This window comes from Paenarthrobacter sp. 10N417 (genome assembly GCF_056394745.1).
In genome coordinates, this window is the sequence record NZ_JBFTIL010000007.1 from 289885 (window position 1) to 316087 (window position 26203).

Here is a 26203-nt window from a genome sequence, read left to right on the forward strand (position 1 = left end):
AAACATTCACGAGAGGCTCCAAAGGAAAGGGGCCCGCATGGGCCCCCTTGGTCGTCTGAGTCAAGCGTTTCATGTTAACGCCTTGTAAACAAGGGGTATTAGTCGTTGAAATGCCCTGAATCCGTGAGCGATGCATCACATCAGCCGCCAGTGCCCTCACTGCTAGATGACTATGTCCGGTAGTGTGCCAGTGTGTCAAGACCTCCTGTTAACCCGGCCCAACCAAACTCTGGATCAGATGGAAACGACGGTCCAGTCAGACCTGTGCCTGAGGACCCGATATCTGGGGGGCTGAAATCCGGTGGCAAGAAGCCCCCTGGAATCCTGATTATCTCGATCGTTGTCGTGCTGGAAGCACTGGCCCTCCTTGGTGCAGCTGCTTGGTACGCTTTCGAACTATTGACAGGAGCCCCTGTCCTGACGTTTTGGGGAGCGGTCTTTACTCTGGGCCTCTTATTGGCCTTCTCGGCCTGGCTGTTCGCAGTGGGCCATTTCCTGTTCCGCGGGTACAGATGGACCCGCGCCGCCGCTCTGGTTGCTCAGTTGTTCGTCCTCACCATTGGGTTCCCAACGATGACCGGCGGCTTGGTTCTGCCAGGGTTGGCTATGATTTTGCCTGCACTGGCTGCGATCGTTTTTTTGTTCCAAAAGAGCGTTATCGGATATGCGTCACGAGCAGGAGGGACGCAGGGCGCGCTCTAGCGAATGCTGCCATGACTTCCGATCGTGCTGATGTGCTTTCTGGTGTCGGACGTGAAAGCCACCTGCACCTGGACCACACGGTTTCCGCGGACAATCACACCCCGACCAGCACGCGGTGAGGTTTCTATTTCCAGCCTCACGCCGAGGATGTCGCCGTCCAGGGGAGTCCTCGGAGCCAGAATGAGGCCCATGCCACTTGCTTGGACCTCTGCGGCCAGTGGCAGGCGCTGAAGCAAAGCGGGACCCGACGTGGCAGTCAAGATCACTCCTCGTGTCCGGCCAGCCAGTGCGGCGAGAGCTGCCCGCCCCTCCGGATCCAGGAGATCGGCGTCATCGACAATGAGGATGCTTGCAGGATCCAGCGATCCCGTGGTCGCTGAGCGGGCCACAGTTGCCCAGAAAGCTCCAGCCGTACTTCCGACTCCCGGGAAGACCCACGGAACCTGGGGATGAAGGGACTTCAGGGATGCCAACACTGAAGTCTTGCCGGAGCCGTGACTCCCAATGATGATGCTGACGCCACGCGGCCCAAGGGGAAATGAGACGGGAACTGATTCGTCATTTCCGATGCCGATCCACAAGGGGATGGAGTCCGGCGTCATTCGGCAGTCCAGGTCTTCAGCCGCAACCTCGTTGCTGGCGGACTGCGCCGATCCCGAGGACGGGCCGGACGGTCTTGGGATCGCAGCCATCGCAACATCGAAATCAGACTTGCTGAGGGATTCGGGGAGCGGCCGCACTCGGAAAGGTGGTTTTGACGAAGGCTGAAGGTCAATGAACGGCCAGGCTGTCCCGCTTGGTGCAGTGCGGAAATGAGCTGCCGTGGCTGCGCCCTGAACAAATGCACCCATGGCAACAGCGCGCCCCTGGACATGCTCGACTTCCGGAAGGCGGGGCCAGTGATATCGTGACTCTTCCGTGGCTCCCGTTGGAAAAAATACCCGGTTTGGGATGGCGGCAAAAAAGCGTGAGCTTACCAGTTCGCGTTCGCCGCATATCAGGACTGTGACTCCAAGGGGGGTCCCGTCCCGGATGATGTCCCTCAAAAGGTCCTCTGCCCACGCGAATCGCCCTGATCGGAGCGCTGCGGCCCATGAGCACCAGCCAGTAACTATCAGGACCATGCGGGGACTTGCGGAGACGTCCTCGCCCGCCACGCGTCGACGTGCCATTTCTTCAGTAAGCCGCTCAAGGACCCGAACGGCCAATGCCAGCTGGTGCAGGCCCAAGGTGGCGCCATAGCTGCCTCCCCGGCGGAGCTTTCCCAGCATTCCAGCCGAATCCAGGATGTACAGATGTGGTGGGGTGCCATGTGCTGCCAGCATCGCAGAAGCAGCCTTGAAACATTCGTGCATTCCACTGGAACTGCTGCCGATCATGGCGAAATGACCATGGTCAGGAGGTGACCATTCCAGGGCCTCAACTGACTGCTGTTCCGGCCTGTCCACGATCCCCAATGGACCTACGGGGGCCATCGACGTGTCCAGTGTGTCTTGACCGTCCTTGCCCGCAACACCGAAAGCGGACAGATCTTCATTCCACCCAATGGATGACGGCAAGAGTGGGGCTACAGGTTGCCGGGGATCGGCCCGCCCCAGGGAGCGCCAGACTGTTCGGGTTGCCGAGACCACCGCCTCCGCCCTTGCCTCCGCCTGGGCTGCTGACTTACCGACCATTGGCTGTTTGTTTTGAGGAGCGTGCAAGGCCTCGATGGCCGACTGAACGATTGCTGCCCCCGGAGCCTTCCGGCTGACCGTGGCTGACACAGCAAGGGACGCTCCCTGGAATTCTTCGGGGGAACCCGTGGCCCTCACAAGATACGCCCGCCCCGGGACATCAACGCCGATGGATGCTGCAGCTTTGGAATTGATGATGTCCATTGACTCCGCATCCGACTGAACTCGCAGGGCGATGCTTGAAGTGACGTTGGCGCGGATGTCGGCGGTCAACGCACCCTGCGGCCTTTGAGTAGCCATAACCAGATGAATGCCCAAGGACCGCCCAATGGCGGCAACACGCATCAGCTCACGAAGGGCTCCGGGGGCTTCGTCGACCAACATTCGGAACTCATCCACAACGAGTACCAGATGGGGGATCGCCACCTCTACAGCCGCACGTGAACGTTGATATGCAGACAAGTCTGAAGTCCCCGCGTCCGCGAACAGCTTCTCGCGACGGCGGATCTCGCCTCGAAGGGAAGTAAGCACGCGGTCAAGATGATGACTTCCAAGGTCAGTAAGAAGCCCGACGCAGTGCGGAAGCCCAAGTAAAGGACTTAGGCCGGATCCGCCYTTGAAATCGACGAAGAGGAATGTCACCTGGTCCGGCGAATGATTCAGTGCCATGGATGCCACGATTGTGCGGAGGAGTTCTGACTTCCCGGCGCCGGTGGTCCCGGCTACCAGGAGGTGGGGTCCGTCGACGTGGAAGTCAAACGTCAAGGGGCCCTCCTGGCCCTGACCCAGAATCGCCTGCAGTTCATGCTGCCCGTTCTCGCCAGTCCATCGCCGCAGTATGCCTCGAGGTCCGCCTGGAAGCAGGTCATCCAGAGAGCAGGATCCTGGTATGCCGTCGCCGGCAGGACCTTCCCCGTGTGGATTGGACACCACTGTGCGGCAAAACTGTTCGAAGGCCTTAAGCGGAACCATGTCCGGGATGAACTCCTGGCGGCCACTGGGAACCTGCAAAACGGCGGATGTACCAGATGGTCCTATCTCAATGGCCACACCCGTGGGTCCGGCATGGGGGCCGGAATGCCGCAACACCTGCCACGAAGCCTCGATGGCGGCATCCAGGAGTTTGGTACAGCGGTTACCCGAGCCCTGCGAGTCACAGAGAACTATGAGCCTGCCCTGGTTGGTTCCCTTCAACCTTCGAAGAGCTGCTGTCGCTGCCGCCTCATTCGTGGCAAGTGTCAGGTATGGCAGGAACCGCGCGCTGAGAGGTAGCCGCCCTATTGGTCCGAGAAGAATGATCGGTGTGGACGACGACCTTGGGAAACTTGCCAGTTGCATGACGATGAAACGGATCAGGGCGTCGATGTGCTCGGTCTGGCCGTGCAAGGCAACAATGGCGGGGTGCGAGCCCAGCGTCACTGGCATGGGGCCGATTGCGGGTGGACGGAAATGGGGATCTGCTGGGACGAGCCGCACATTGGCCAGACTGGGCGCGGTACCCAGCCGGATCCATGTTGCTGACCCGGCGGTCGGATCTTGTCGTGATGCATCGGGCGGTCCTGCCCCAGAGCCAGGCAATGTTAGAGGTGCTGGAGGCTTCAGGATCAAGCCTGCCGCGGGGGCCAAGGTGGCAACAATGATTTCCGCCGCAGACGGCGAACATCGGCGGCGGCGTTCGGAGTCCTGCCGCACCGCCTCTGCGACGGCACGCCTGAACTCTTGGCGTCCCTTCCTTCCTGTGATCGTTGGAACAATGAGGCTCACCGCGGAAACGGCCGTAAACCCCAGAAACATCCACATCCCCGTCGCGAGTGCCAGGCCAACGCCTGCTATGAGCGGGAGCCCCGCCGCAACGGCAACCGACCAGCGGTTCAAGGAGCCCGTGTGGCGCTGGACTTCAAGGGGCTCGGCAACAGAACGTCCGGCGTCGGCATGAATCCCGGGGGTGGAGCTGCTTGGCGTAACGATGGTGAAGGTAGTGCTTCCGCAGCGAATTCTCGACGACGATGTCACCGTCCTTTCCCGGGCACGCTCCCCGTCAACGAGTACCGAGTTCCGGCTCGCTTTGTCCGTGACGCTCAGTGCGGTGCCGGACACCTCCAACACGGCGTGCTCACGGGACATCCCCGGATCAGGGATGCAAATGTCGACAGCGCCGCGGCCAATGCGGTGGAAACCCCGCTGGAGTGCAAAGACTGAGCCGGCCCCCGGCCCGGTATGTGCCAGGAGCAGGAGCGGCGTGGCCGGAGAGTCCGACTTTTCCGCAGGACAATGTCCGTCCACCAGAACGGCCCCGGCTACGAGTGGGGGGTGTCCGACGGTCAGGGCGGATAGGTCTTCCCCGGCAACTGACAGGGGACCGACCCCGCGGGCTTCCTGCAATTGCCGCTGAAGTTCTGAGCCCGGCATTCCGCTGGAGACAGTGATCGTCAACTCTTCCGGTGGCGCCGGTGATGCGGCATTCGGGCCGCCAACGAGCGTGCACTCAAAGATCATTTGCCCGCTCCTTCCTGAATTCCCGTAGCCGTCCAGAACTGAGGCTATGGAATTCCCGGGCAGGCTGCTGCCCCTTTCCTGGGCTATGTGGACAACTCTCGGCGATACCGGCTGAAGGCGCCGACTTGACGCGAGGACATGGCGTCTCGGCTAAGATGAAACTCGTTGTCGCGTGTGCTCAATGAGAAGGGACCTTCACCGGTGATAGTGGTTGCAGAGAGCGCCGATGTTTCAGACGAGGCGGTAATTGGTGATGGATCCAAGATCTGGCATCTGGCCCAAGTCCGCGAGAAAGCTGAATTGGGTGTCAATTGCATCGTCGGACGCGGCGCCTACATAGGCACTGGCGTCAAGATGGGGGACAACTGCAAAGTCCAGAACTATGCACTTGTCTACGAGCCCGCAGAACTGGAGGCCGGCGTGTTTATCGGTCCCGCAGTAGTGCTGACGAACGATACTTATCCCCGTGCTGTAGGTCCGGACGGAAGTCTGAAGAGTGCGCACGACTGGGAGCCTGTGGGCGTCACTATTCGTGAAGGAGCGTCCATTGGTGCCCGCGCCGTGTGCGTCGCTCCCGTGACCATCGGACGCTGGGCCACCGTAGCCGCCGGAGCAGTTGTTGCCAAAGATGTCCCTGATTTCGCGCTGATGGTCGGGGTTCCGGCCAAGCGGCGGGGCTGGGTCGGTAAGGCGGGCTTCCCGCTGCAGAACATTGGCGGGAACTGGGTATGCCCGGAAACCGGCGCCACATATGTTGAACAGAACGAGACACTTCGAGAGGTAGAGGCATGAGCCCCGAATTCATTCCCCCCGCCAAACCCATCATTGGCGACGACGAGCGCAAGGCCGTAGAGGCAGTTCTGGCCTCCGGCCAGCTTGCCCAAGGCTCGGAGGTTGCGTCCTTCGAGCAGGAATTTTCCCAAGTACTTCTGGACGGCCGCGCAGCTGTCGCCGTCAACTCTGGCACCTCAGGGCTGCACCTTGGCCTTCTGGCCGCCGGCATTGGCGCCGGCGACGAAGTCATTGTTCCTTCCTTCACCTTCGCAGCCACGGCCAACTCGGTGGCGCTGACCGGAGCCACGCCGGTCTTTGCCGATGTTGACCCGGATTATTACACGCTGGACCCTGCGTCCGTTGAGTCGAAGATCACCGACCGCACGGCTGCGATCATGCCGGTCCACCTCTACGGTCACCCCTTCGACGTCGATGCCATCGGCGCGCTCGCTTCGAAGCACGGCGTTAAGGTGTTCGAGGATGCGGCCCAGGCTCATGGTGCCGCTGTCAACGGCCGGAAGGTCGGAACCTTCGGCGACTTCGCCATGTTCAGCCTCTACCCCACGAAGAACATGACTTCCGGCGAAGGTGGGATGGTCAGCACAGGCCTGGCCGACGTCGAACGCCGCCTCCGCCTCTTGCGTAACCAGGGCATGGAGCGCCAGTACGAAAATGAGTTGGTTGGCTTTAACGCCCGCATGACCAACATCCATGCAGCCATCGGGCGCGTCCAACTGACAAAGGTCAAAGGCTGGACGAAGACGCGGCAGGAAAACGCAGCATTCTTTGACGCAAACATCGAAGGCGTCATCACCCCGAAGGTAGCCGAGGGCTATGAGCACGTCTACCACCAGTACACCATCCGCATTACCGATGACCGTGATGGTTTCGCTAAGGCATTGCGTGAGGAATACAACGTCGGTTGTGGCGTGTACTACCCCATCCCGAACCACCGCCTTGCGCCCTTCCAGACATCGGATGAGCTGCCTGTAACCGAGGTATCTGCAGCCAGCGTGCTGTCCCTCCCGGTGCACCCATCGTTGAGCCAGGATGATCTGGACCGCATCGTGACGGCTGTCAACGCCATCGCAAAGGCAGGAAGCTAGTGGCAAACCTCCGGGCAGGCCTCATCGGACTGGGTATGATGGGCCGCCACCATGCCCGCGTAATCCGCGAGCTTGATGGCGTTGACCTGGTTGCTGTCGCGGATTCGTTCGGTGATCCACACAATGTTGCTGATGGCCTGACTGTCTACAACACAGTTGAGGAACTGATTGAGCAGGGAATCGACATGGCAGTGGCTGCCGTGCCGACCATCCTGCACGAGGAAGTGGCGTTGCGGCTTGCTGAGGCCGGTATCCACTGTCTCGTCGAGAAGCCGATCGCGAACGATTCCGAGTCGGGCGGACGCATTGCCAAGGCCTTCGAAGCCAACGGCCTCATCGGCGCGGTCGGTCACATCGAGCGCTTTAACCCTTCCCTGCAAAGCCTTCGCGAGCGGCTCGGGAATGGTGACCTTGGTGACGTTTACCAGATCAGCACAAGACGGCAGGGACCCTTCCCGGCGCGCATCGCCGACGTCGGGGTGGTCAAGGATCTTGCGACGCACGATATCGACCTCACCGCATGGCTGGCGCAGAGCAACTTCGTGAACGTCGTAGCGCACACGACCTCCCGCAGTGGCCGCGAACATGAAGACATGGTTACAGCCATTGGCCACCTCAGGAGCGGTGTCGTAACCAACCACATCGTGAATTGGTTGTCACCCATGAAGGAACGTACAACGGTCGTTCTGGGCGAACGGGGGGCGTTCATCGCCGACACCATTTCTGCAGACCTGACCTTCGTGGAGAACGGAACGTTCCAGACTGATTGGGATTCCGTCGCAGCCTTCCGCGGAGTATCGGAGGGGTCCTCCACCCGGTTCGCCCTTGCCAAGCGGGAGCCGCTAAAGATGGAACACGAGGCGTTCCGCGATGCAATCCTCGGAAAGTCGATGAATATCGTCACGATGGCCGAAGGCCTTGAGACCCTGCGGGTTGCTGAGGCCGTGTTGGACTCCGCCAAATCGGGCTCTGTCATCAGCCTCTGAGACGCCAAATCAAGCATCGCCTTTGGGGGAGGCTGGCCACGTGCCAGCCTCCCTCTGGTGTTTGTGGACCCCAGCCGCCCCTGCTTGGCCAAGGGCCCGGATACGGGGAACGCACGCCATGTCGGGTAGCCTTGACCAGTAGACGTGGGCACTTCTGTGCCCGCACGCCAATACACAGGAGAGTTTGTGAACGCTGATCTCGTCGTCGTCGGCTCGGGTTTCTTTGGCCTGACCATTGCAGAACGCGCCGCTACCGAGTTGGGGCTAAAGGTCGCGGTTCTTGATCGCCGCCACCATATTGGAGGAAACGCCTACAGCGAGAATGAAGAGAAGACGGGCATCGAGGTGCACCGCTACGGAGCGCATCTCTTCCATACTTCGAATGAACGTGTCTGGGAGTACGTGAACAGGTTCACCAAGTTCACGAGCTACCAGCACAAGGTTTACACCAGCCACAAGGGCGAGGTGTACCCCATGCCGATCAACCTCGGCACCATCAACCAGTTCTTCCGTGCAGCAATGAGCCCCACCGAAGCTCGTCAGCTCATTGCCGAGCAAGCGGGCGAGCTTGCCGGCACTGATCCCCAGAACCTGAATGACAAGGGAATCCAGCTGATCGGACGGCCCCTGTACGAGGCATTCATCAAGCACTACACGGGCAAGCAGTGGCAGACGGATCCGAAGGACCTTCCCGCGGAGATCATCTCCAGGCTCCCCGTGCGCTACAACTATGACAACCGTTACTTCAATGACGCACATGAAGGCCTCCCGGTTGACGGTTATACGGCCTGGATCGAACGCATGGCGGACAACCCCAACATTGAAGTTGTCCTGAACACGGATTTCTTTGACGATGGCGAATTCGGCCGTTCATCCGTTCTTGGGCAGGTTCCAGTCATCTACACAGGCCCGGTTGACCGCTACTTCGACTACGCCGAGGGTGATCTCTCCTGGCGCACGATCGACCTCGAAGAAGAAGTGCTGCCGATTGAGGATTTCCAGGGGTGCCCGGTGATGAACTACCCGGACCCGGAGACTGCTTTCACTCGCATCCACGAGTTCCGCCACTTCCACCCTGAGCGCGACTACACGAAGGACGCGACGGTCATCATGCGCGAATTCTCGCGTTTTGCGGAGAAGGGCGACGAGCCTTACTACCCCGTCAACACATCAGAAGACCGCAGCAAACTGCTCGCGTACCGTGATCTTGCACGTGGCGAGAAGTCTGTACTGTTTGGCGGGCGTCTTGGAACGTACAAGTACTTGGACATGCACATGGCCATCGGCTCGGCCCTGTCCATGTTCGACAACAAGATCAAGCCGCACTTTACGGGCGGCGCCAAGCTGGAAAGTGGTGGAGTGGACGCATGACCGCCACAACAAATGAAAGCCAGGAGACTGCCATGACGGCCACAACAGCCGCAGACAGCCCGGCCTCGACTCAGCAGAACCTTCGAATAGTCCAGCGTGTGGTTTTCCCGGCCAACCGCGACCTCGATACCCTGCCGCTCTATGTCGATCCGGACACCAACAAGGTCCGCAAGCAGGATGACAACGGCTCAGCAATTGTGCAGGCAGTGGGCATGGCCCGCAAACTCCACCCGGAGGACATCCTGGACCGTGGGTCGGTACAGGTGCGCCGGGGCGAGCGTCTTTCCTTTGGGTCCTACTTCAATGCCTTCCCGGCCAGTTACTGGCGCAAATGGACCATTGCCACAAAGACGGTTCTCCACATCGAGACCGAGGGCGAAGGAACGGTCATCGTTTACCGGTCGAATGCGCGCGGCGCGTCGCAGCGGGTCGACTCGATCCTCGTTGAGGGAACTGCGTCGAACGACTTCGAACTTACGCTCGCTCCCTTTGGCGATGGCGGTTGGTACTGGTTCGACCTCATTGCCGGCGGCGATGGAATGACGCTTAAGAGCGCCCACTGGGCTGTTCCTGATGAAGGCAGGCCCCAGGGGAAAGTCACGCTGGGTGTTACAACGTTCAACCGTGCCGACTACTGCCTTGAAACCATCAAGTCAATCGATGCCGACTCCGGTCTCCGTGAAATCCTCGCGGAACTGATCATCGTGGACCAAGGCAACAAGAAGGTGGCCGACGAAGACGGGTTCGACGCCGTCGCCGCATCCATGGGCGAGCAGTTGCGCATTATCAACCAGGGCAACCTTGGTGGTTCGGGTGGGTTTGCCCGCAACATGTACGAGATGCTCGTCTCTGACAAGAGCGACTACGTCATGCTGCTCGACGACGACATTGAACTTGAAACCGAAGGTGTACTCAGGGCGGTCGCATTTGCCGACCTCTGCCGTAAGCCCACCATCGTCGGTGGACACATGTTCGATATGTACAACAAGTCCGTATTGCACGCCTACGCGGAAGTGGTGAATTTTTACCGCTTCCTCTGGGGACCCGTCGAGGGCCTGGGAAATCACGACTTCTCCGCGGAGGGCCTTCGCTCAACGCCTTTGCTGCACCGCCGCTGGGATGCTGACTACAACGGTTGGTGGATGTGCCTCATCCCCAAGACCGTCGTGGAAAACATTGGACTCTCCCTTCCCGTTTTCATCAAGTGGGATGACGCGGAATACTCCCTGCGCGCCCGTGCCGCAGGCTTCCCGACGGTTACGCTGCCGGGTGCAGCGGTTTGGCACGTCTCCTGGGCTGATAAAGATGACTCAGTGGACTGGCAGGCCTACTACCACGAACGCAACAGGCTCATCGCGACCCTTCTGCATTCGCCGTTCCCCAAGGGTGGCCGCATTTTCCGCGAAAGCCTGAACACGGACATCAAGCATTTGGTGTCGATGCAGTATTACCCGGAGCAAGCCCGCGTCATGGCTCTTCGGGATGTCTTGGAGGGCCCAGGCAAGCTCCATGAGCAGCTGCCCACCACAATGCCCAAACTTCGCGCCATGCGCGAGGAATTTGTCGACTCACAAGTCAAGACCGATCCCGGCGCCTTCCCTGAGTCCTTCCGCAAACGTCCGCCGAAGAAGCCGCAGTCCTACAAGCAGCCGGGTGCCCTTGGCCTGCTGCCTTGGGCGGTTAAGACGGTCCTCAAGCAGGTCCTTGCTCCGGTTCGCGATTCTGCCAAGACCAACCCTGAGGCCCACGTTGCGCATCAGGACGGCAAATGGTGGAGCTTGGCGCACCTGGACAGTGCAGTTGTCTCCAATGCCGATGGCACAGGTGCCTCGTGGTACCAGCGCGATCCCAAGCTGGCACGCCGGCTTTTGGTTGAAACAACGCAGCTGCACGCTCAGCTTTTCTCGAATTGGGAGACGCTTCGGGCCCAGTACCGTGCAGCACTGCCGCAGATCACGTCGATGGAGTCCTGGCGCGAGACATTCGATGCTTCGGAGCCCAAAAAGTAGCGATGGCCAACTCCACTGATATTTATGCTGTTCCCGGGGTAGGTGCCGGTCTGCTGGATGTTTTCCGGCGCCGGTAYCTCCTTAAGCTGATCGTCCGCAAGGAACTCAGGGTCCGCTACCGGGGTTCCGTGCTGGGTCTGGCTTGGTCATATGTGAAGCCCTTGGTCCAGTACTTGGTTCTGTTCTTTGCACTGGGCATCGTCCTTCGCGTGGGGGACCAGATTCCCAACTACGCCCTGTACATGTTCTCCGGCGTCATCGTCGTCAACTTCTTCACTGAAGCGTTTTCAAACGCTACGCGCTCCATAGTCTGGAATGCGGCCCTGGTGAAGAAGATCTACCTGCCTCGGGAACTTTTTCCCGTGGCGTCGGTCTGGGTCGCTGCCGTGCATTTCCTTCCCCAACTGGTGGTCTTGCTGGCTGCTGCCCTGTTCAACGGGTGGCGACCTGATGTAATGCAGCTGCTTGGTGCAGCGCTGGGCTTCGTCATTGTGGCCGTAACCGCCACGGGCCTGGGCCTCCTGGCAGGTGCTGTCAACGTATTTTTCCGCGATGCAGAGAACATCGTTGACATGTTGATGATGATCGTCACCTGGACTTCACCCGTCCTCTATGACTGGACCATGATCCGCCGTCTTGCACCGGACTGGGTCTTGACGATCTACCAGCTCAACCCCGTGACCGTGGCGGTGGAATTGTTCCACTGGGCGTTCTGGTACCCGACGGTCACTAAGCCGGTCGAACTGCCCCCTCACCTGATGTTGACGGGGTTGGCTGGACTGGGGATGGCCGCAGTTTTCCTTATCATCGGCCAGCTGGTGTTCCGCCGGCTCGAAGGCCATTTTGCGCAGGAGGTCTGAGTGGGCGCCGCCGTCATAGTCAAGGGCTTGAAAAAGACTTTTAATCTGCGTCACTCGCACTCCCTTAAAGAGACGCTTGTGTGGCTCGTCAAGGGACGCAAGGGTGATCTCACCAAGAAATTTGATGCCCTGCACGACGTCAGCTTCGAGATACAGGATGGGGAGACTGTGGCCCTTCTGGGCTTCAACGGCTCCGGTAAATCCACGTTGCTCAAGTTGATCTCCGGTGTCATCCTTCCCGATCAGGGCACTGTGCGGACCAAAGGCAGGGTCGCGGGCCTGATTGAGGTTGGGGCCGGGTTTCACCCGGATTTGTCCGGCCGTGAGAACGTCTTCCTTAACGCCGCGATCCTTGGAATGACAGAGCAGGAGATCAACGAGAAATTCGACGAGATCGTCGCCTTCTCGGAAATCGAGCAGTTCATCGACACGGAAGTGAAGTTCTATTCTTCCGGAATGTTCCTGCGCCTTGCTTTTGCGGTGGCAGTTCATACGCAGCCGGATATCTTCCTTGTGGACGAGATCCTGGCTGTTGGAGATGAACCTTTCCAGAGGAAGTGCCTGGCCAAGATCAAGCAGCTGTCCGACGAAGGCAGGACCCTCGTGGTTGTCAGCCATGACCTGGACATGATTTCGCGGATCTGCGACAGGGGAGTCGTCTTATCCTCCGGCACTGTCCAATTCGAAGGTCCGGCTGATCAGGCTGTCGCCTGGCTGCGGGAACGCAACTAAGTCCCGCATCCAATAGCAAGAGTCGTCTGTCAAGGGATGGCTAGTGGAAGCATCTAGGAAAGGCGATCGTAGGAATGGGTATCGGCCCACTGCTGTTGTGTGTACTCCTGATCATTGTGTTGTGGTGGGGTCCAGGCTGGCTTCTCGGAGAAGCGCTGGGAGTGCGCCGAACCCTCCTGCCCGTCGTGGCACCATTGTTGGGCATGGGTGCCCTGACGGTCATCGGTGTGATGGGCAATTCCTTGGGCTTGAGCTGGCAGCTGCTTCCGGTGTCCGCCGTTCTGCTGGTGTTGGCTGGTGTCCTGTTGGCTCTGCGCCTCGTGTTGAGGCGCAGATTCCCCGACAAGTTCCAGACACCCCTGCGAACACAGCCAAGCATTTTCGGTAAGCACCGATTTGCGGGCTCCTGGTGGATCCTGCTTGTGGGCCTTGTTGCGGGCGGAGCCGTCGCCGCCGTGGCATGGTTTGTCGGCACTGAGGGCCTTCTGGGCATAAACCAGGACTGGGACATTCCTTGGCACGCCAACATGATCCGGCTTATCTCCGTGAATCATGAATGGGATCCCGCCATTGCGGGCAACTTCGCCTACTACGACACCACAATTTCTGATGCTCCCATCAGGAGCTACCCGATTGCGTTCCACGCGGTGCTCTCGCTGTTCTGGCCGATGAGTGGTGTCAGCATCCCGGTCTTCCTGAATGTTTTCGTCTTGGTGATGATGGCCGTTCAGTTGCCCCTCAGCGCCATGGCCTTGACCATGATCCTCACGCGCCGCCCTGTTGCCGTGGCCGCCGCGGCTGCAGTGTCGGGATGGTTCACGGTCTACCCCTACGATTTACTGTGGCGTGGCCCGCTGATTCCGTTTTTCGCTGGCATGCTCTTGGTGGGTCCATTCGTCTTCCTGGCCGTCAAAGGTGCCTTGGAGCGGCAAAAGTTCTGGGTCCTGGGCATTGCCTTCGGCGCAGTGGGCCTTATTGCCGTCCACCCCTCGCTGGCGTTCGTAGTACTGCCGGTCCTCGTCTTCTGGCTGCTCTCCGCATTGATACGACGCAAGGGCCGGATCCTGGGCATTACCGTTTACCTGGCGGTGTCAGGGGTTCTCGCGGCGATCATCGGCCTGCCGATCATTACCCAGATGCTTAAGGAATCTGAGCGCGTCTCCAAGATGATGTGGGCTCCGGATACTGATCGAAACGGTGCCATTCAGAACATTGTTTTCCTGAACCATGGCTCCATGGCAATGCCGATCCTGACAACGCTTGTCGCACTTGGCTGCCTTGCTGTTGTCTTCAGGATCCGCATGTGGTGGTACTTCGGCCCGGTCCTGGCTTTTGCGTTTCTTTCGGTTTACACCATGGGCAGCGACAGCCCCCGTTTCCTGAACCTGACAGCCCCCTTTTACGACGATCAATGGCGTATTTTCGGCATCCTTGTCATGCTTCTCGTGCCGCTTGCCGGCTTGGGTGTTGCCCAGGCTGGCGAGGCAATCGAGTGGGCCGTCCGGTGGCTCCGCAATCGTCGGGCAGCATCCCATGAATCCCAAGGCACAAAGGGACGCAGGCCCAACCACGTCATCACAGCGGCGGCTGCTGTCGCAGTTTTGCTGGTGTGTGGCGTTGGGGCGATCCCGTATTTCAAGCAAAACGCCGAACGCATCAACATCAATACGAAGGTGGATGGCCTCACCCTGAGTTCATCCGAAGTGGATCTGCTGAGCAAAATCGACCAGTACGTCCCCCAGGACGCCACAGTGCTGAATGACTCCTGCGATGGTTCCGTATGGATGTATGCACTCGGGAACCGAATGCCGATGATTCGGCACTTCGAAATACTTCCTACGAACCGCCAGCTGCTTGTCCTGCAAAAGCTCCCTGAGTTGGCGACGGATCCCGACGCGCGGGCTGCCGCTTCGGAGCTTGGTATCGAATGGGTGTACATAGCCGACGGTCGGATCCGGGCCTGGGATGAGCCCAAGGCAGGCTTGACCCATCCTGATTCCATCCCTTACTTGAAGCTTGTTGTGCGTGACGGAAACGCTGCCCTCTACCGGATCGATTGGTCGCAGTTACCAGGTGGCAAGCAAGCCTTCGACGCCGCTGCCAAGGACCGTGTGCAGCTTGATGGAGTCCCGGGCATCCTCGAGAACCGGAACCCCGATGGCATCGCCCCGCTTGGAAGGATTTGTTAACCAATGAAGGCATTCATTAAAAAGTTCCTCTCGTCCAGTTTGTTCAGATTCCTCGTGGTGGGCGGTCTGAGCTTCATTGTGGACCTCGGTCTGCTGGCGCTCTGCTTCCAAGTGTTTGGTTGGCCCCTTTGGTTGGCCACGGGCGCAGGATTCTGGGGAAGTTTCTTCTTCAACTATTTCCTGCAGCGCCACTTTGCCTTCGGGGGTGGCGGAACGGCATTGGGTGGAGTGCTGCGGTACTCCGGACTCCTGGCCTTCAACACCGTGGCGGTCATGGGAATCGTCGAGCTTTTCCAGTTCCTGGGGGCCGGATATGTTGCCGGTAAAGTGGTTGCGACGATTGTGACCATGGGCTGGAACTACTTCATTTACAAGCACTGGATCTTCCCGCAAAAGAAGCAGCCGCAGAGCGCCGGCGGACAGACAGATGGCGCCTCGGGCACTGAAGCGCCAGCACAGAAATTCACACCTAACAGCAGCGAAGGATAATCGATGTATCGAGGCGTTCGAATTGCCGCGGTAGTACCGGCCTATAAAGAAGAGAACCACATCGCACAGGTGATCGAAACGATGCCTGATTTCGTCGATGACATTGTCATTGTTGATGACTGCAGCCCGGACGACACCTCCGGGGCTGCCCTTCGGGCGGATGACGGCAGGGTCACGTTGATCCGGCACGAGGTCAATCAAGGTGTGGGTGGCGCTGTCCTGACGGCCCATAAAGCAGCAATGGAGTTGGGCTCCGACATCAATGTTGTGATGGCCGGCGACGCCCAGATGGATCCGGAGTACCTGCCCCAGCTGCTCGACCCCGTGGTGGATGGTTACGGCTTTGCAAAGGCCAACCGCTTCTTTTCAGGTGAGTCTTTTGCCGGCATGCCTGGATACCGTATCTTCGGAAACATCGTTCTCTCGTTCATGACAAAGCTGGCGTCGGGTTACTGGCACATCTTCGACCCCCAGAATGGCTACACGGCGATCCGGACGGAAGTTCTTCGCCGCCTGCCAATGAATAAGGTGGCTGCGCGCTACAGCTTTGAGAACGACCTCCTGATTCACCTGAATATCCTCGATGTACCGATTGTGGATGTCCCCATTCCTGCTGTTTACGGCAACGAGGTTTCCAGCATCAAGCTCCGGAAGGTGATCCCCGAGCTGCTGGCCATGCTCTTTGGCGGCTTCTGGCGCCGTGTGTGGTGGAAGTACATGGTGTGGTCCTTCTCAGCTGTGGCTCTTCTGTTGATCGCAGGCATCGCCCTTATTGTCATGGGTCTGGTGGCTGGGATCTGGGTGCTCGCGGCAAGCGTAGGATCTCCTACCGCGGGATCGGTGATGTTGGCTGTTGTGCCCTTTGTGCTGGGAGTTCAGATGCTGTTGGTATCCCTCCAACTGGACATACAGGCAAGCCCAAACAGACCCACGATGCATCCCATGAAGGAACGTACGTAGGGAATTCCTGGAACAAGAAGGGGAGGGTCAGGACGCTTGGCGTCCTGACCCTCCCTTCTCTTTCCTGGCCGGGGTCACGTCTTTGCTGCTAGGGGAGCGACGTGAACCCTCCCCAGCCCCACCCGACCTGGCTCCGGGAGAGCCATCCTGATGTTCCGTTGCCGGGGTACAGGAAGAGGTTGCCACCGGAGTCGCGGGCAAGCACATCGTTCTTGCCGTCTCCGTTGAAGTCGCCAGGGCCCAGGATTGCAGTCATCCCGCTCCAGCCGCTTCCAACTTGGACCCTGCTCAGCCAACCGCCGGTCCCGTTGCCTGGGTAGAGCCACAGGATGCCCGACGTGTCCCTGGCCAGGACATCAGTCTTGCTGTCGCCGTTGAAATCGCCGGTACTCAGTATCGCCGTCATGGAGTTCCATCCGGTGCCAATCTGGGCGCTTGATACAAAGCCGCCAGTGCCGTTTCCGCGATAGAGCCACAGGACACCGGCCGAATCCCGGGCCAACACGTCCGCCTTGCCATCGCCGCTGAAGTCCCCTGGCGCGAGGATGAGCGTCATGCCCGACCACGCTGTGCCTGCCTGCACCCGGGGCTGAAGCCCGCCGGCTCCATTCCCGGGATAGAGCCAGAGGACACCATTGGTATCTCGCGCCAGGACGTCACTTCGTCCATCACCATTGAGGTCCTTGGTGGGGACGATAGCGTTCAGCGAGTTCCAACCTGTGCCCAACGAACGTTGCGTCAGCCAACCGCCGGTGCCGTTGCCCGGATAGAGCCATAGCGTGCCGCCATTGTCGCGTGCCACGACGTCGTTCTTTGCATCACCGGTGTAGTCCTTCCACGTATTGGCCGGTGGCGCTGTCACAGTGTAGGCCTGGCTGATGATCGCCGAACTGTTGTTGGACGGATCCACCGCGAAGTACTTCAAGGTCATCGCGGCCGTCAGCGTGATTGCTGTGGAGTACTTATTGGCGGCTGTGGCAGTCGGAGTGGTTCCGTTGGTGGTGAAGTAAATGCTCGATCCCGCTTCATTCACCGTGAGCGTGATCTGCTGGTTCACAGGGTAGCTTCCCGCAGGTGGAGTCACGGTAACCACTGGTGGGGTTGTGTCCAAGACCGTGTAAGCACGGGCAGTGACTGCGGAAGCATTTCCATATGCGTCCACAGCAAGAGCCATTACGGTGGTGTTTGCCGTCAGCGCGAATGGGCTCGAGTATGCTTTCGTGCTTCCTGCGACTGCAGTAGCGGGCGTGGTGCCATCCGTTGTGTAGAAGATGCTTCCAGGTTCGCTGGAAGTCATGGTGACAAGTTGCCCTGAAGCATAGGCTCCGGCAGCGGGTACAACGGTCAGAACCGGGGCAGTGGTGTCAAGGACGTACGTCTGGGTGGCTACCGTTGAAGAGTTGCCCGCGGTGTCGCGTGCAAAGTACTTCAATGTCATCGACGACGTCAGCGCTATCGGTCCAGAGTAGACAGGACTGGATGTGGTGGGCGTGGAACCATCGGTGGTCACGTAGATAGTGGCTGCTTCATTCACCGTGAGGCTGATGGTTTTGTTTGCCCCGTACGTTCCTCCAGCCGGATCGACAGAGACCACAGGGGGCGTGGTGTCGGCAGCGAAGACAGTGACATTCCTGGTTGAAGTGGAGGTGTTCCCCGCGTTGTCCGTGGCTTCCACCGTGAAGGCGACAGGACCATTGGGTACGTTGCTGTACGACTTTGGCGACGTACATGCGGTGAAGGCGTTTGTGCCCAGCTTGCACCTGAAACCGGCAACGTCCGTGGACGTTGAGGCAAAGACGAACGACGGCGAGATCCCGACTGTTGCGCCTTCTGCAGGTGAACTGATGGACACCTGAGGTGCGGTCAAGTCCGCGGTCACAGTCACCGATGCAAGGGTACTGACGTTGCCCGCCATGTCTGTCGCCCGGACCCCTAGGATGTGCTGTCCTGCGGTAGCGAGGTTGAAGACATAGCCGTTGCTGCAGGCAGTGAAAACTGTGGTGGAATCGACCGAGCAGGACAGGACGGAGTCCGCCTCCGAGGTCACGCCCAGGACAGGCGAGCGGTTGACGGTCGCTCCAGCGGCCGGTGAGGTTATCACCGGAGCGGTGGGTGCCGTCAGATCAACGGTGAACGCCCTGGATACAGGAAGCCCTGATGGTGCCGCGCGTACAGAGAATGTGTAGGCGCCGTTGGTCAAGGCGGTTGCCGGTGTATACGTGCCACTCGTGCATACCTGCCATACAGGTGTTGCGGTGCTCAATTGGAGGCTGCATTCAAGAGTGCCCCCGGGAGGCGTTGAGGCTACGGTGAAAGTGGGAGTGGAATCGTCGGTGAAAGCCGGATTGGCCGCTTGGGTTCCGTTAGCCGCCGTCGGACCGCTGACGATGGAAGGTACTACGCCGCCCAAAGTGAGCAGCCTGCCCTGCTGGGCCGGTTTGGCGGGATCCAGCTGACCTGGATCTTCCATGACCATCAGCTTGCCATCGCGCATGTTCAGTCCACCGATCTTGCTGAAACCGAGCGCCCATTGGTTGTTTACGGTGTCGGTGCTCAAGTCGATGCGCGAGACGGTGTCCTTGCCGGCGTCGGCAGTAGTTGTTCCGCCACCTGTTCCTGTGTACAGGACCAAGGGCGACTGCCAGTCGTAGTAGATGGCCGTCGGCTTGCCGACGTTATAGAGGGGCGAGGGGACGAAATTGGTCAAGACTCCGTCCTCTGGTGCCGTGAACACGGTCAGTCCCGAAGTTTCCGCGACATAGACCACTACATTGCCGGCACTGTTGCGGTGCGTGGCAGCAAGGCTCAAGGAGCTTGAATTAACCGAAGCGATTGATTCGATGCTCGGATAGAGGGCAGTCGGATCTACGATCTTCACAATCGAGCGGGCATTTGCGAACGACAAATAGATGTTGCCATCGGGGCCGTCACTGACCGCGTTCGGACGAAGGTCGCCGTCGAAGATGGTCAACTGACCGTCGTAGTCGAAGACTCCGGCGGTGGGCTTCCAGATTGCACGGACTACCTCGGAACTTCCGACGGCGGCATCCGGAATGAACGCGATTTCGTCGCCCGAGCCGTGATTGGCAGGCGACGGATCAATCATGGCAGGAGTTCCGGCTAACGCAGGGCCCTGTTTATGGCCAGCCAGGGTGCCCCCAAGGCAGGTGCCTGTTTCGAGCCCGCCCGGCGTGGCGCCCACAGCTTCGGTCACTCGGCAGAATCCGGCACGCGCGTCCGAGACCCAGATCCTTCCGGCTGGGTCCACCACCGAACCGGCGGCCTTCGTGAGACCCACGGCGACGGTTTGGCGGGCCTGGTCGGCGTTGGCAGCCCCCGCTGTGAACACACCTGTGAGCGCTGCTGTTGCCAGGCTGGCCGAGGCGATCAGTGCGGTGATTTTATGGCGATGCGGTCCTCGGACCATCCCGCTGATGGCGGAGGGATGGGAGTTTCCATGAGATGTTCTTGAGCGACCGGCGAAGGCAAGACACGCCAAACCAAGCTGAAGAACACTGCGATTGCGCGTGTCCACCGAGGGATCCCCACTTCATTCGGATGCTCCCCAGCTCCGCATGCATTGGTTATTCGCCCCACGCCGTTTCCGGCTGCGTCTACGTACATCTTCCCCCAATTTTCACTTTTGTCACTAGGTAATTTTCTTGCGGGACATTTTCTTGCTTCACTTTCGCCCTTCCCGACGTCTTGACCGGGCAAACGCAGCCCCGCACGATTGAGGTGGAGGTCACAATGCGCAGACTGTTTCCGATGGTGGTGCCGCTGATTATGCTGCTGGCCGCCTGCACTCCATCGCCCCAACCGACTCCGGGATTGAGTACCTCGTCAACAGCCGCGTCGACACCAACCGGCACCGCGACTACCGGCGCCACAGGGGAACCCAGCCACTCGCCGTCGACGGTTCCGAGTAATGGCACCACAGGTGATGGGGAGCCATTGGGCGACGGTGACGAACCTGGCCGCTACGCCTATCGATGCACAAGCCTTGACGCCTCCCCGGAAGTCCAGTTGTCGAGCCTTGCCGAGGTCTGGGCCGCCACCAACTACACGCGGATGGACTCCTGCGAAGTTACCTACACCGGACCGCAACCGTTCGAGCCCACACCACGGGAAGCAGAAGCAATCTCGACGGCGGCACCACAAGGATCAAGCGATGATGGAGGCCTGGCAGTGTTGTTGGACGTCCTCCGTCTCTGCACGCGGGTAAGCGATGAAAGCGGACCAGGCGGATTCGAGGAAGCCGGACACGGGCCGTTGCTTGCTGCAGCCTCACTTTGCCCGGATGCTCCACAGGGCAAAATCATCGCAGCGTGGGCCGAGGGCACGAGGATGTCTGATGGCAGCCATCTGGTGGGCGATGCGGTGCAACCCGGCAAATACCAACTGGTCAAGCAAGGCGCTTCTGCGGCAGATTGCAGGTGGACCGTAGCCGGCACAGGGGGTGCCATTACCGCGGAGGGAGGACTGCCGGAGGCCGGCGCAGGCGTCGATCTTGCTGGCGGCCAAAACTTTACTAGTGACAAATGCGGAATTTGGGGGAAGATGTACTAAGACGCAGCCGGAAACGGCTTGGGGCGAATAACCAATGCATGCGGAGCTGGGGAGCATCCGAATGAAGTGGGGATCCCTCGGTGGACATGCGCAGGCGCAGTGTTCTTCAGCTCGGTGTGGCAGCTTTTGCCTTGGCCGGTTGTTCAGGAACCAATGTAGATACTTCCCAACCAGCCGCACTTGATATGGCGCCTGTGGTCGCGAACGATGACAAAATCCCACGGGAACGTCCGGAACCTTTGATCCGGTATCAATTCACGTGCACAGGTGCTGATGGCAGCCTGATAGGCAAGTTCTCGAGCCTGGAAGAGGTCTGGGCATCCACGCGCTACATGCACGTCACGGACTGCCAAGTGCAGTATGTCGGAAGCGGACCCCACATGCTCACTCCCGAGGAGACGGCTGCCGTGAATGCCGCCCTCGCGGCAGGTGCCGCACCGGGCGACGCCTCCGCTCTGTGCTTACGCATCATTAAGGCCTGCACCCGGACGGACCCAAGGACGCTCGCAGCCTCGCTCGCCGCTTATGGGGTTCCGGTTGTGAAGGGCGCCCTGACACTTGCCCCGCTCGCGCCGCAGGCGGCCGTGCTCACCAGGTGGCTGAAGACGGCAGTTTCCGGATAGCTGCATCGGCGTGTAGCGCGCAATCAAGGAGAAATTGAAAGGCGCGGACCACTTTGGGTCCGCGCCTTTACGTGGGCATTTCTGTTCAGGCAAGCAATGAATTCATCGCATTGATGAGTGTTGTTTCCACGCCATTCGTACCCGCCTTGAAATGGGCCAGATGTCCGTAGACGGTCATTGAGCCACCAGCAATTCCCGGGAAGTCCGGCTCCCAACCACCCTCGTAGCTGCCAAGTGGCATGTTCGGCGGAAAAAATTCATTGCTCGGTATGTAGCAGCAGGACTCATTGGCGTATCCGCCGACGATTATGCCGTTGGTTCCGCCATTGCGACTTCTGAAATACGCTCCGTATCCACTGACGAGTTCGCCGCCGATCATGGCGATCTTCAGTTGGGGGCTTCCGTTGAATTTCCACACTTGGAAGGGGGACGGCACCGCAGTTTTGTAGCTATTGCTGTCAATACGGCCGATCATGACCTGGGCGTGACGCTGGTACCACTGCGGCTGGCCGTTGGGGTTTGGCAAACGCGCAACATACGCGGCACGTACAGCGGCGAGATTACCCGCGGTGGGGGTGATGTCCAGTGGAAGCTGGACCTCCTGATAGCGCGTCACCATCGGGCCGCTGAGCGCCCTGCCGGCAGACTGCATGTTTGAATTGACGGTTGCCCCAAGGGCGTCCCCATGCTGGTCCCTGAGTTCCCAGCTGCGGACCCCTCCAGGGTCCTGGTCCCCGGCGGGTCCCTGCACAAACATGGCGAAACAATTCGGATTGCGGTTCTCGATGTAATTGCAGGCGCCCGCCGCGAAATCTCCGTCAAACAGCGTGCGCAAACCAGCGCTGATGGGGTGGCAGCCGTAGCTGAAGATCACAGCTGCCGGTGTGCCGTTGCCCCGTCTGGCTACGAGTATGGGGACGGCGGTTTCTGTGTACGGCAGGCCAACCCTGTTCGCGGAAAAGTTCTGTGTTGAAACTTTGTAGTCGAAAGTCACTGCAGTTTCAGCCGCGTCCAGGGCTTCCTGGGCAAGGTCAACGATTGTGTCTTCCAGGTCGTCACTGTACGAGCGGAGCAACCCGAGGTCTGCCAGTCCGTACGCCATGTAGGGATGCAATGTGTCGATCAGTGCTGGACCGTTGTGCGTATGTGTCGCCTGGATCAGGATGTCGCTGCTGGACCAATCCGCGAGTTGAATGATCCTGTCGCGGATCCGTTGGTGCATAGCCCGAGGCACTGCCAGAACGTCCAGCGAGATGATGATGTGGGGATGTGCGTCTTCCCAGATGAGGATTGCCCGAGCATAGAGGGGCTCGAACGGCGAACTGCTGGTGGCCTCGCGTCCGCCATCGGTGGTGCCATATCCGGCCATATACGGATTGGTGCTCAGCGACGGCGTAATGTCAGCGCTTGCAGTTCCAACTCTAAACGCCATAAAAGATCACTCCTTGATTGTGCGCAATGGGTGACCTTCGCTTGCCCCCAAACAAAGTCCGTTTCCCGAATGCGCTGAACAGCCAATACGTGAGACCACCTTCATTAGACCATGTGATCCAGCAATTTAGGCCGCTCCTGGGCGATATTTATCGCCCGCACGGGCGTGTCAGTCAGCTGGAATGAACCGAGGGCCCCTTCATGGAAGTTTTCCACGAAAGGGCACTCGAAACCGGACTGCGTGCGTGCTATTTTGCCGCAGGTGCCAGAATGGTCAGGGAATTCCAGCCTGTACCGATGCGGGTTGTTGTTCCCCACGACCTGTTCGAACCCACAGGGTAGTACCGCAGCTCGCCAGCGGTGGTCCGGGCGATGACACCGCTGGAGCCGGCTCCGGCAAATCCGCGGACCGCACCGAAACTCGTAACGACGTTCCACCCTGTTCCGACCACCGCTGCAGGTTCCTGCATGAAGTTTCCGGTGCCATTGGAACGGTACAGTTTCAAATCGCCAGCTGCGTTTTTGGCCAGGAGATCGGCATTTGCGTCTTTGTCAAAGTCCATTTGCGCTATGTCCAAACCGCTCCAACCGACTCCAATGGAGATACCGGTGGACACGGTCTTCCCGGTGGGGTTGCTGAAGTAGTACAGGCGACCCGTGGAGTCGTATCCTACGAGACCGGGGTGTGCATCGGCCTTTTTCCATGTCCCAACGCTTAGCGTCCAGTCCTTCCAATTGCTGCCGAGGGCGATGGGGGTCCCAAAACCGCTGCCAGTCCTGCCCGGGTAGACGTTTAGCCGGCCGTCGGACCATTGCGCCACGATGTCCAAGGCGCCGTCCCCGTTCCAATCCGTGACGAACCCGGCCTTCAGGCCGGCCCACCCTGTTCCGATGAGATCCTCCGGCAGGAGCGCCGTGGTACCGGTACCGGGATAGCGGTAGAGGTTGGCATCGGCACGGACCGCGACCACATCCTCCTGGTCGATGCCGAGTGTTGTCTCAACATCCAGGGGAGCGTCGCTGATCCGGATCGCGTCATCCCAGCCAAGTCCGATGAGGCTGCGGTTGCCCCACGCACCCGAGACCGCTGGGTAATAGTAGAGGTCGCCGTTGGCGGTGCGGGCATGGAGTCCCTGGGACCCGGCCCCGCTGAAGCCGATCGCTGAACTTACCGACGTCATGCCATTCCATCCGGAACCAATTACTTGGGCGGCTTCGTTGAGGAAGCTGCCCAAGCCGTTCGAACGATAAAGGCGAAGGGTGCCATCGGAGGTGCGCGTGAGGATGTCCTGGCTACCGTCGCCATCGAAGTCGATCTGGTTCAACTGGTGGCCGCTGAAGCCGGTCCCGATCAGCACCCCATTTCCCAGCGTTCCACCTCCCGTGTTCGGGTACCGGTACAAATTGCCCAGGTAGTCCTGTCCTATTACGCCCGGATAGCCGTCTTTGGAGTTCCACCAACCGACCGTCAGGGACATTTCCTGCCAGCCGGAACCGACTTGGAGGGGAGCATAAAAGCCCCCGCCGGGAGCGCCGCGGAAGACTCTCAGTGTCCCGTCGGACCACTGCGAAAGAATGTCCTGGACGCCGTCCTGGTTCCAATCAACGACGTACAGCGATTTTGCACCGGTCCACCCCGAACCGATGGCCACAGGACCAGTGATCCGGCCACTGCCGTCGGCTGGAAATGCATCGAGCCGGCCCGTCGAGCTTGTGGCCAGGAGGTCGGCGCCGGACTTGATGGACGGGTTGGAAGGGGCTGAGGCACCACGGGCGAACGTCCGCAGCTGATCGTAGCTGCCGTTGAAGATGTTGGAATCACCTTCGAACGGCCCGGTGCTGCTGTACTGCCACATGGTGTAGTCGCCCCAACTGGCCGGTAAAGATCCAGGAGAATTCGTGGGGTTGTTCCAGTACGACGCGATCCACAGCGGGTAGCTCCCGAACGTGGAGTTGCCCACGCACGTATTCCACCAATCCGTGGTGCTGTAAATGACCGGAAAGCGCCCCGTCAGGGCTTTGACCGTGTTGCCGAAATCGGCGGCCCACTGCCCAAGTTGCGCCTTTGACATGTTGTAGCACGTGTTGCCGAAATAGAAGCCGTTGATGGTGCGTCCAGCGTAGGGGTTGTATTCGATGTCCAGGACAGGAGGAAGCGTGTAACCGTCTGCAGTCCATCCGCCGCCGTTCGCCACGAAGTATCTCGCCTGGTCCGCACCCGAAGACCAGTTTGGAATGGYGAAGTGATAGGCGCCACGAACCATTCCGACGTTCCTTGAGCCGTCATATTGCTGTGCATAGTTTTCGTTCAGGTAATAGTTGCCCTCGGAGGCCTTGACGTAAGCCCAGCGGGATCCTTCGTTCCATTGGTCCTGCCAGTCGACGTTGCCCTGGTGCGCGCTGACGTCCTGTCCATGGATACCGATGGTTGGCCTCCAGTGACCTGGGTCAGCGTCCATCGGCACCACCTGTCCCACTGTGCGTGAGCCAGCAGGCCCTGAATTTCCGTTGCCTTGCTTTGCCGCGATGACCCTGGGCGAGCGCTGACCCATTTCTGCCCCGCCCGCTGGAATCGCGGCTCGCATTGCTGCCTTCATGGTCTCGGCGTCCGGAGCATTGCCGGGCATTGCCTTGGCGGTTGGCAGCCCAGCTGGATCGTCCATGGAGGGGCCGTTGGCCGGCTGCGGAGCAACAGCAGGTGAAGGCTCGACGGCGGTTGGCACCTGCTGCTGGTTCGTCACCGGCGGTGCGCTTTCCGCGGGGAGGGCGCCGGAGTCTGTCGATGGCAGAAGTGGAGTCGTCGCTGGCGACTTCTGTTCGGCGATCGGGGCTGGCGCTGGCCGAGGGCCGGAGTCCTCCGCCCATGCAGGAATGCCGGGAAAAGTCCCTGCAAGGAGGACCAGACAAAGGGCGATTCCAGTCCTTGCAAGCGGCATGCGACGGACCGTCTTTACGGGGGTTCTTGTCATATCCAATTCCGGCCCTGTGCCGCGGCTCAGCGGCGCATGGTGTGGCTTGCTGACAAGCTCCGGGGCGGGCGCCTGCGCATGGGACCAAAGGCCAGCTCCTAACGGGCTTTACCCTAACATTCGGAAACTGGAGTGACTAGTGGTACAGACGATGCCAAAGGGACTCTTGTTCCAATAGTTATCCACAATCCCTCATGCGGGACTTGGCCCTAAACTTCGGCTCCCCTAGCGTAGGTGACTCGAGATACGCCTCTCGGATAC

At 59.8% G+C, this 26203-nt stretch carries 17 protein-coding genes; 13 read left to right on the forward strand and 4 right to left on the reverse strand.

Translation table 11 applies throughout. From position 1 onward, the window contains the following. Nucleotides 1-264 precede the first annotated feature (264 nt). Nucleotides 265-702: a hypothetical protein gene (locus tag AC1DCM_RS11330; protein WP_477518291.1), complete on the forward strand. Its 438-nt coding sequence runs from the start codon at nt 265-267 to the stop codon at nt 700-702. Here the strand turns inward: AC1DCM_RS11330 and AC1DCM_RS11335 are convergent. Continuing rightward, on the reverse strand, nt 699-4874 hold the full coding sequence (locus AC1DCM_RS11335) for an FtsK/SpoIIIE domain-containing protein (protein ID WP_477518292.1): 4176 nt from the start codon (nt 4872-4874) through the stop codon (nt 699-701). The genes AC1DCM_RS11330 and AC1DCM_RS11335 overlap by 4 nt on opposite strands. Nucleotides 4875-5048: 174 nt before the next feature. Here AC1DCM_RS11335 and AC1DCM_RS11340 point away from each other — a divergent pair, with 174 nt between their 5' ends. The 10 genes from AC1DCM_RS11340 to AC1DCM_RS11385 all read left to right on the forward strand — a co-directional run bounded on the left by AC1DCM_RS11340 (nt 5049) and on the right by AC1DCM_RS11385 (nt 16350). Beyond that, a complete protein-coding gene (locus tag AC1DCM_RS11340; protein WP_216924020.1) occupies nt 5049-5666 on the forward strand; it encodes an acyltransferase in 618 nt (205 codons plus the stop codon). Further along, complete coding sequence (locus AC1DCM_RS11345) at nt 5663-6754, forward strand: DegT/DnrJ/EryC1/StrS family aminotransferase (RefSeq protein ID WP_477518293.1); 1092 nt, start codon at nt 5663-5665, stop codon at nt 6752-6754. Before AC1DCM_RS11340 ends, AC1DCM_RS11345 begins: the two co-directional genes overlap by 4 nt. After that, complete coding sequence (locus AC1DCM_RS11350; protein WP_442003788.1) at nt 6754-7740, forward strand: Gfo/Idh/MocA family oxidoreductase; 987 nt, start codon at nt 6754-6756, stop codon at nt 7738-7740. Before AC1DCM_RS11345 ends, AC1DCM_RS11350 begins: the two co-directional genes overlap by 1 nt. Before the next feature lie 186 nt (nt 7741-7926). Then, a complete protein-coding gene (gene glf, locus AC1DCM_RS11355; RefSeq protein WP_442003789.1) occupies nt 7927-9111 on the forward strand; it encodes a UDP-galactopyranose mutase in 1185 nt (394 codons plus the stop codon). Beyond that, nucleotides 9108-11120 (forward strand): glycosyltransferase, encoded by a 2013-nt coding sequence (locus tag AC1DCM_RS11360; protein WP_477518294.1) that lies wholly within the window; start codon nt 9108-9110, stop codon nt 11118-11120. The genes glf and AC1DCM_RS11360 overlap by 4 nt, the downstream gene beginning before the upstream one ends. A gap of 2 nt (nt 11121-11122) precedes the next feature. Beyond that, nucleotides 11123-11980, forward strand: coding sequence for an ABC transporter permease (locus AC1DCM_RS11365; protein WP_477518295.1), 858 nt, complete (start codon nt 11123-11125; stop codon nt 11978-11980). Further along, nucleotides 11981-12712 (forward strand): ABC transporter ATP-binding protein, encoded by a 732-nt coding sequence (locus AC1DCM_RS11370; protein ID WP_216924014.1) that lies wholly within the window; start codon nt 11981-11983, stop codon nt 12710-12712. A 74-nt stretch (nt 12713-12786) separates the two neighbouring features. Further along, nucleotides 12787-14901: a DUF6541 family protein gene (locus tag AC1DCM_RS11375; protein WP_477518296.1), complete on the forward strand. Its 2115-nt coding sequence runs from the start codon at nt 12787-12789 to the stop codon at nt 14899-14901. Between the two features lie 3 nt (nt 14902-14904). Next, a complete protein-coding gene (locus AC1DCM_RS11380; protein ID WP_477518297.1) occupies nt 14905-15390 on the forward strand; it encodes a GtrA family protein in 486 nt (161 codons plus the stop codon). Nucleotides 15391-15393: 3 nt separating this feature from the next. Continuing rightward, nucleotides 15394-16350 carry a glycosyltransferase family 2 protein gene (locus tag AC1DCM_RS11385; RefSeq protein WP_216924011.1) on the forward strand — a complete coding sequence of 319 codons (957 nt, stop codon included), beginning with the start codon at nt 15394-15396 and terminating at the stop codon, nt 16348-16350. 88 nt (nt 16351-16438) lie between these two features. Here AC1DCM_RS11385 and AC1DCM_RS11390 read toward each other — a convergent pair whose 3' ends face one another. Then, complete coding sequence (locus AC1DCM_RS11390) at nt 16439-19885, reverse strand: chitobiase/beta-hexosaminidase C-terminal domain-containing protein (protein WP_477518298.1); 3447 nt, start codon at nt 19883-19885, stop codon at nt 16439-16441. Nucleotides 19886-20100: 215 nt separating this feature from the next. On the opposite strand from AC1DCM_RS11390, the gene AC1DCM_RS11395 reads away from it, so the two are divergent. Next, on the forward strand, nt 20101-20919 hold the full coding sequence (locus AC1DCM_RS11395; protein WP_477518299.1) for a hypothetical protein: 819 nt from the start codon (nt 20101-20103) through the stop codon (nt 20917-20919). An 86-nt stretch (nt 20920-21005) separates the two neighbouring features. Then, nucleotides 21006-21542, forward strand: coding sequence for a hypothetical protein (locus tag AC1DCM_RS11400; protein ID WP_442003796.1), 537 nt, complete (start codon nt 21006-21008; stop codon nt 21540-21542). 85 nt (nt 21543-21627) lie between these two features. Here the strand turns inward: AC1DCM_RS11400 and AC1DCM_RS11405 are convergent, their stop codons facing one another. Together AC1DCM_RS11405 and AC1DCM_RS11410 are read right to left on the reverse strand one after the other, a co-directional pair. Then, a complete protein-coding gene (locus AC1DCM_RS11405) occupies nt 21628-22974 on the reverse strand; it encodes a neutral/alkaline non-lysosomal ceramidase N-terminal domain-containing protein (protein ID WP_477518300.1) in 1347 nt (448 codons plus the stop codon). Between the two features lie 247 nt (nt 22975-23221). Further along, complete coding sequence (locus AC1DCM_RS11410; protein WP_477518301.1) at nt 23222-25909, reverse strand: GH25 family lysozyme; 2688 nt, start codon at nt 25907-25909, stop codon at nt 23222-23224. Nucleotides 25910-26203 lie beyond the last annotated feature (294 nt).

What these genes read in the sequence shown, in the direction of transcription:
- AC1DCM_RS11405 (WP_477518300.1), bottom strand. Translation starts at nt 22,974, where the DNA reads ATGGCGTTTAGAGTTGGAACTGCAAGCGCTGACATTACGCCGTCGCTG.
- AC1DCM_RS11400 (WP_442003796.1), top strand. Translation starts at nt 21,006, where the DNA reads ATGCGCAGGCGCAGTGTTCTTCAGCTCGGTGTGGCAGCTTTTGCCTTG.
- AC1DCM_RS11385 (WP_216924011.1), top strand. Translation starts at nt 15,394, where the DNA reads ATGTATCGAGGCGTTCGAATTGCCGCGGTAGTACCGGCCTATAAAGAA.
- AC1DCM_RS11345 (WP_477518293.1), top strand. Translation starts at nt 5,663, where the DNA reads ATGAGCCCCGAATTCATTCCCCCCGCCAAACCCATCATTGGCGACGAC.
- AC1DCM_RS11395 (WP_477518299.1), top strand. Translation starts at nt 20,101, where the DNA reads ATGCGCAGACTGTTTCCGATGGTGGTGCCGCTGATTATGCTGCTGGCC.
- AC1DCM_RS11375 (WP_477518296.1), top strand. Translation starts at nt 12,787, where the DNA reads ATGGGTATCGGCCCACTGCTGTTGTGTGTACTCCTGATCATTGTGTTG.
- AC1DCM_RS11380 (WP_477518297.1), top strand. Translation starts at nt 14,905, where the DNA reads ATGAAGGCATTCATTAAAAAGTTCCTCTCGTCCAGTTTGTTCAGATTC.
- AC1DCM_RS11360 (WP_477518294.1), top strand. Translation starts at nt 9,108, where the DNA reads ATGACCGCCACAACAAATGAAAGCCAGGAGACTGCCATGACGGCCACA.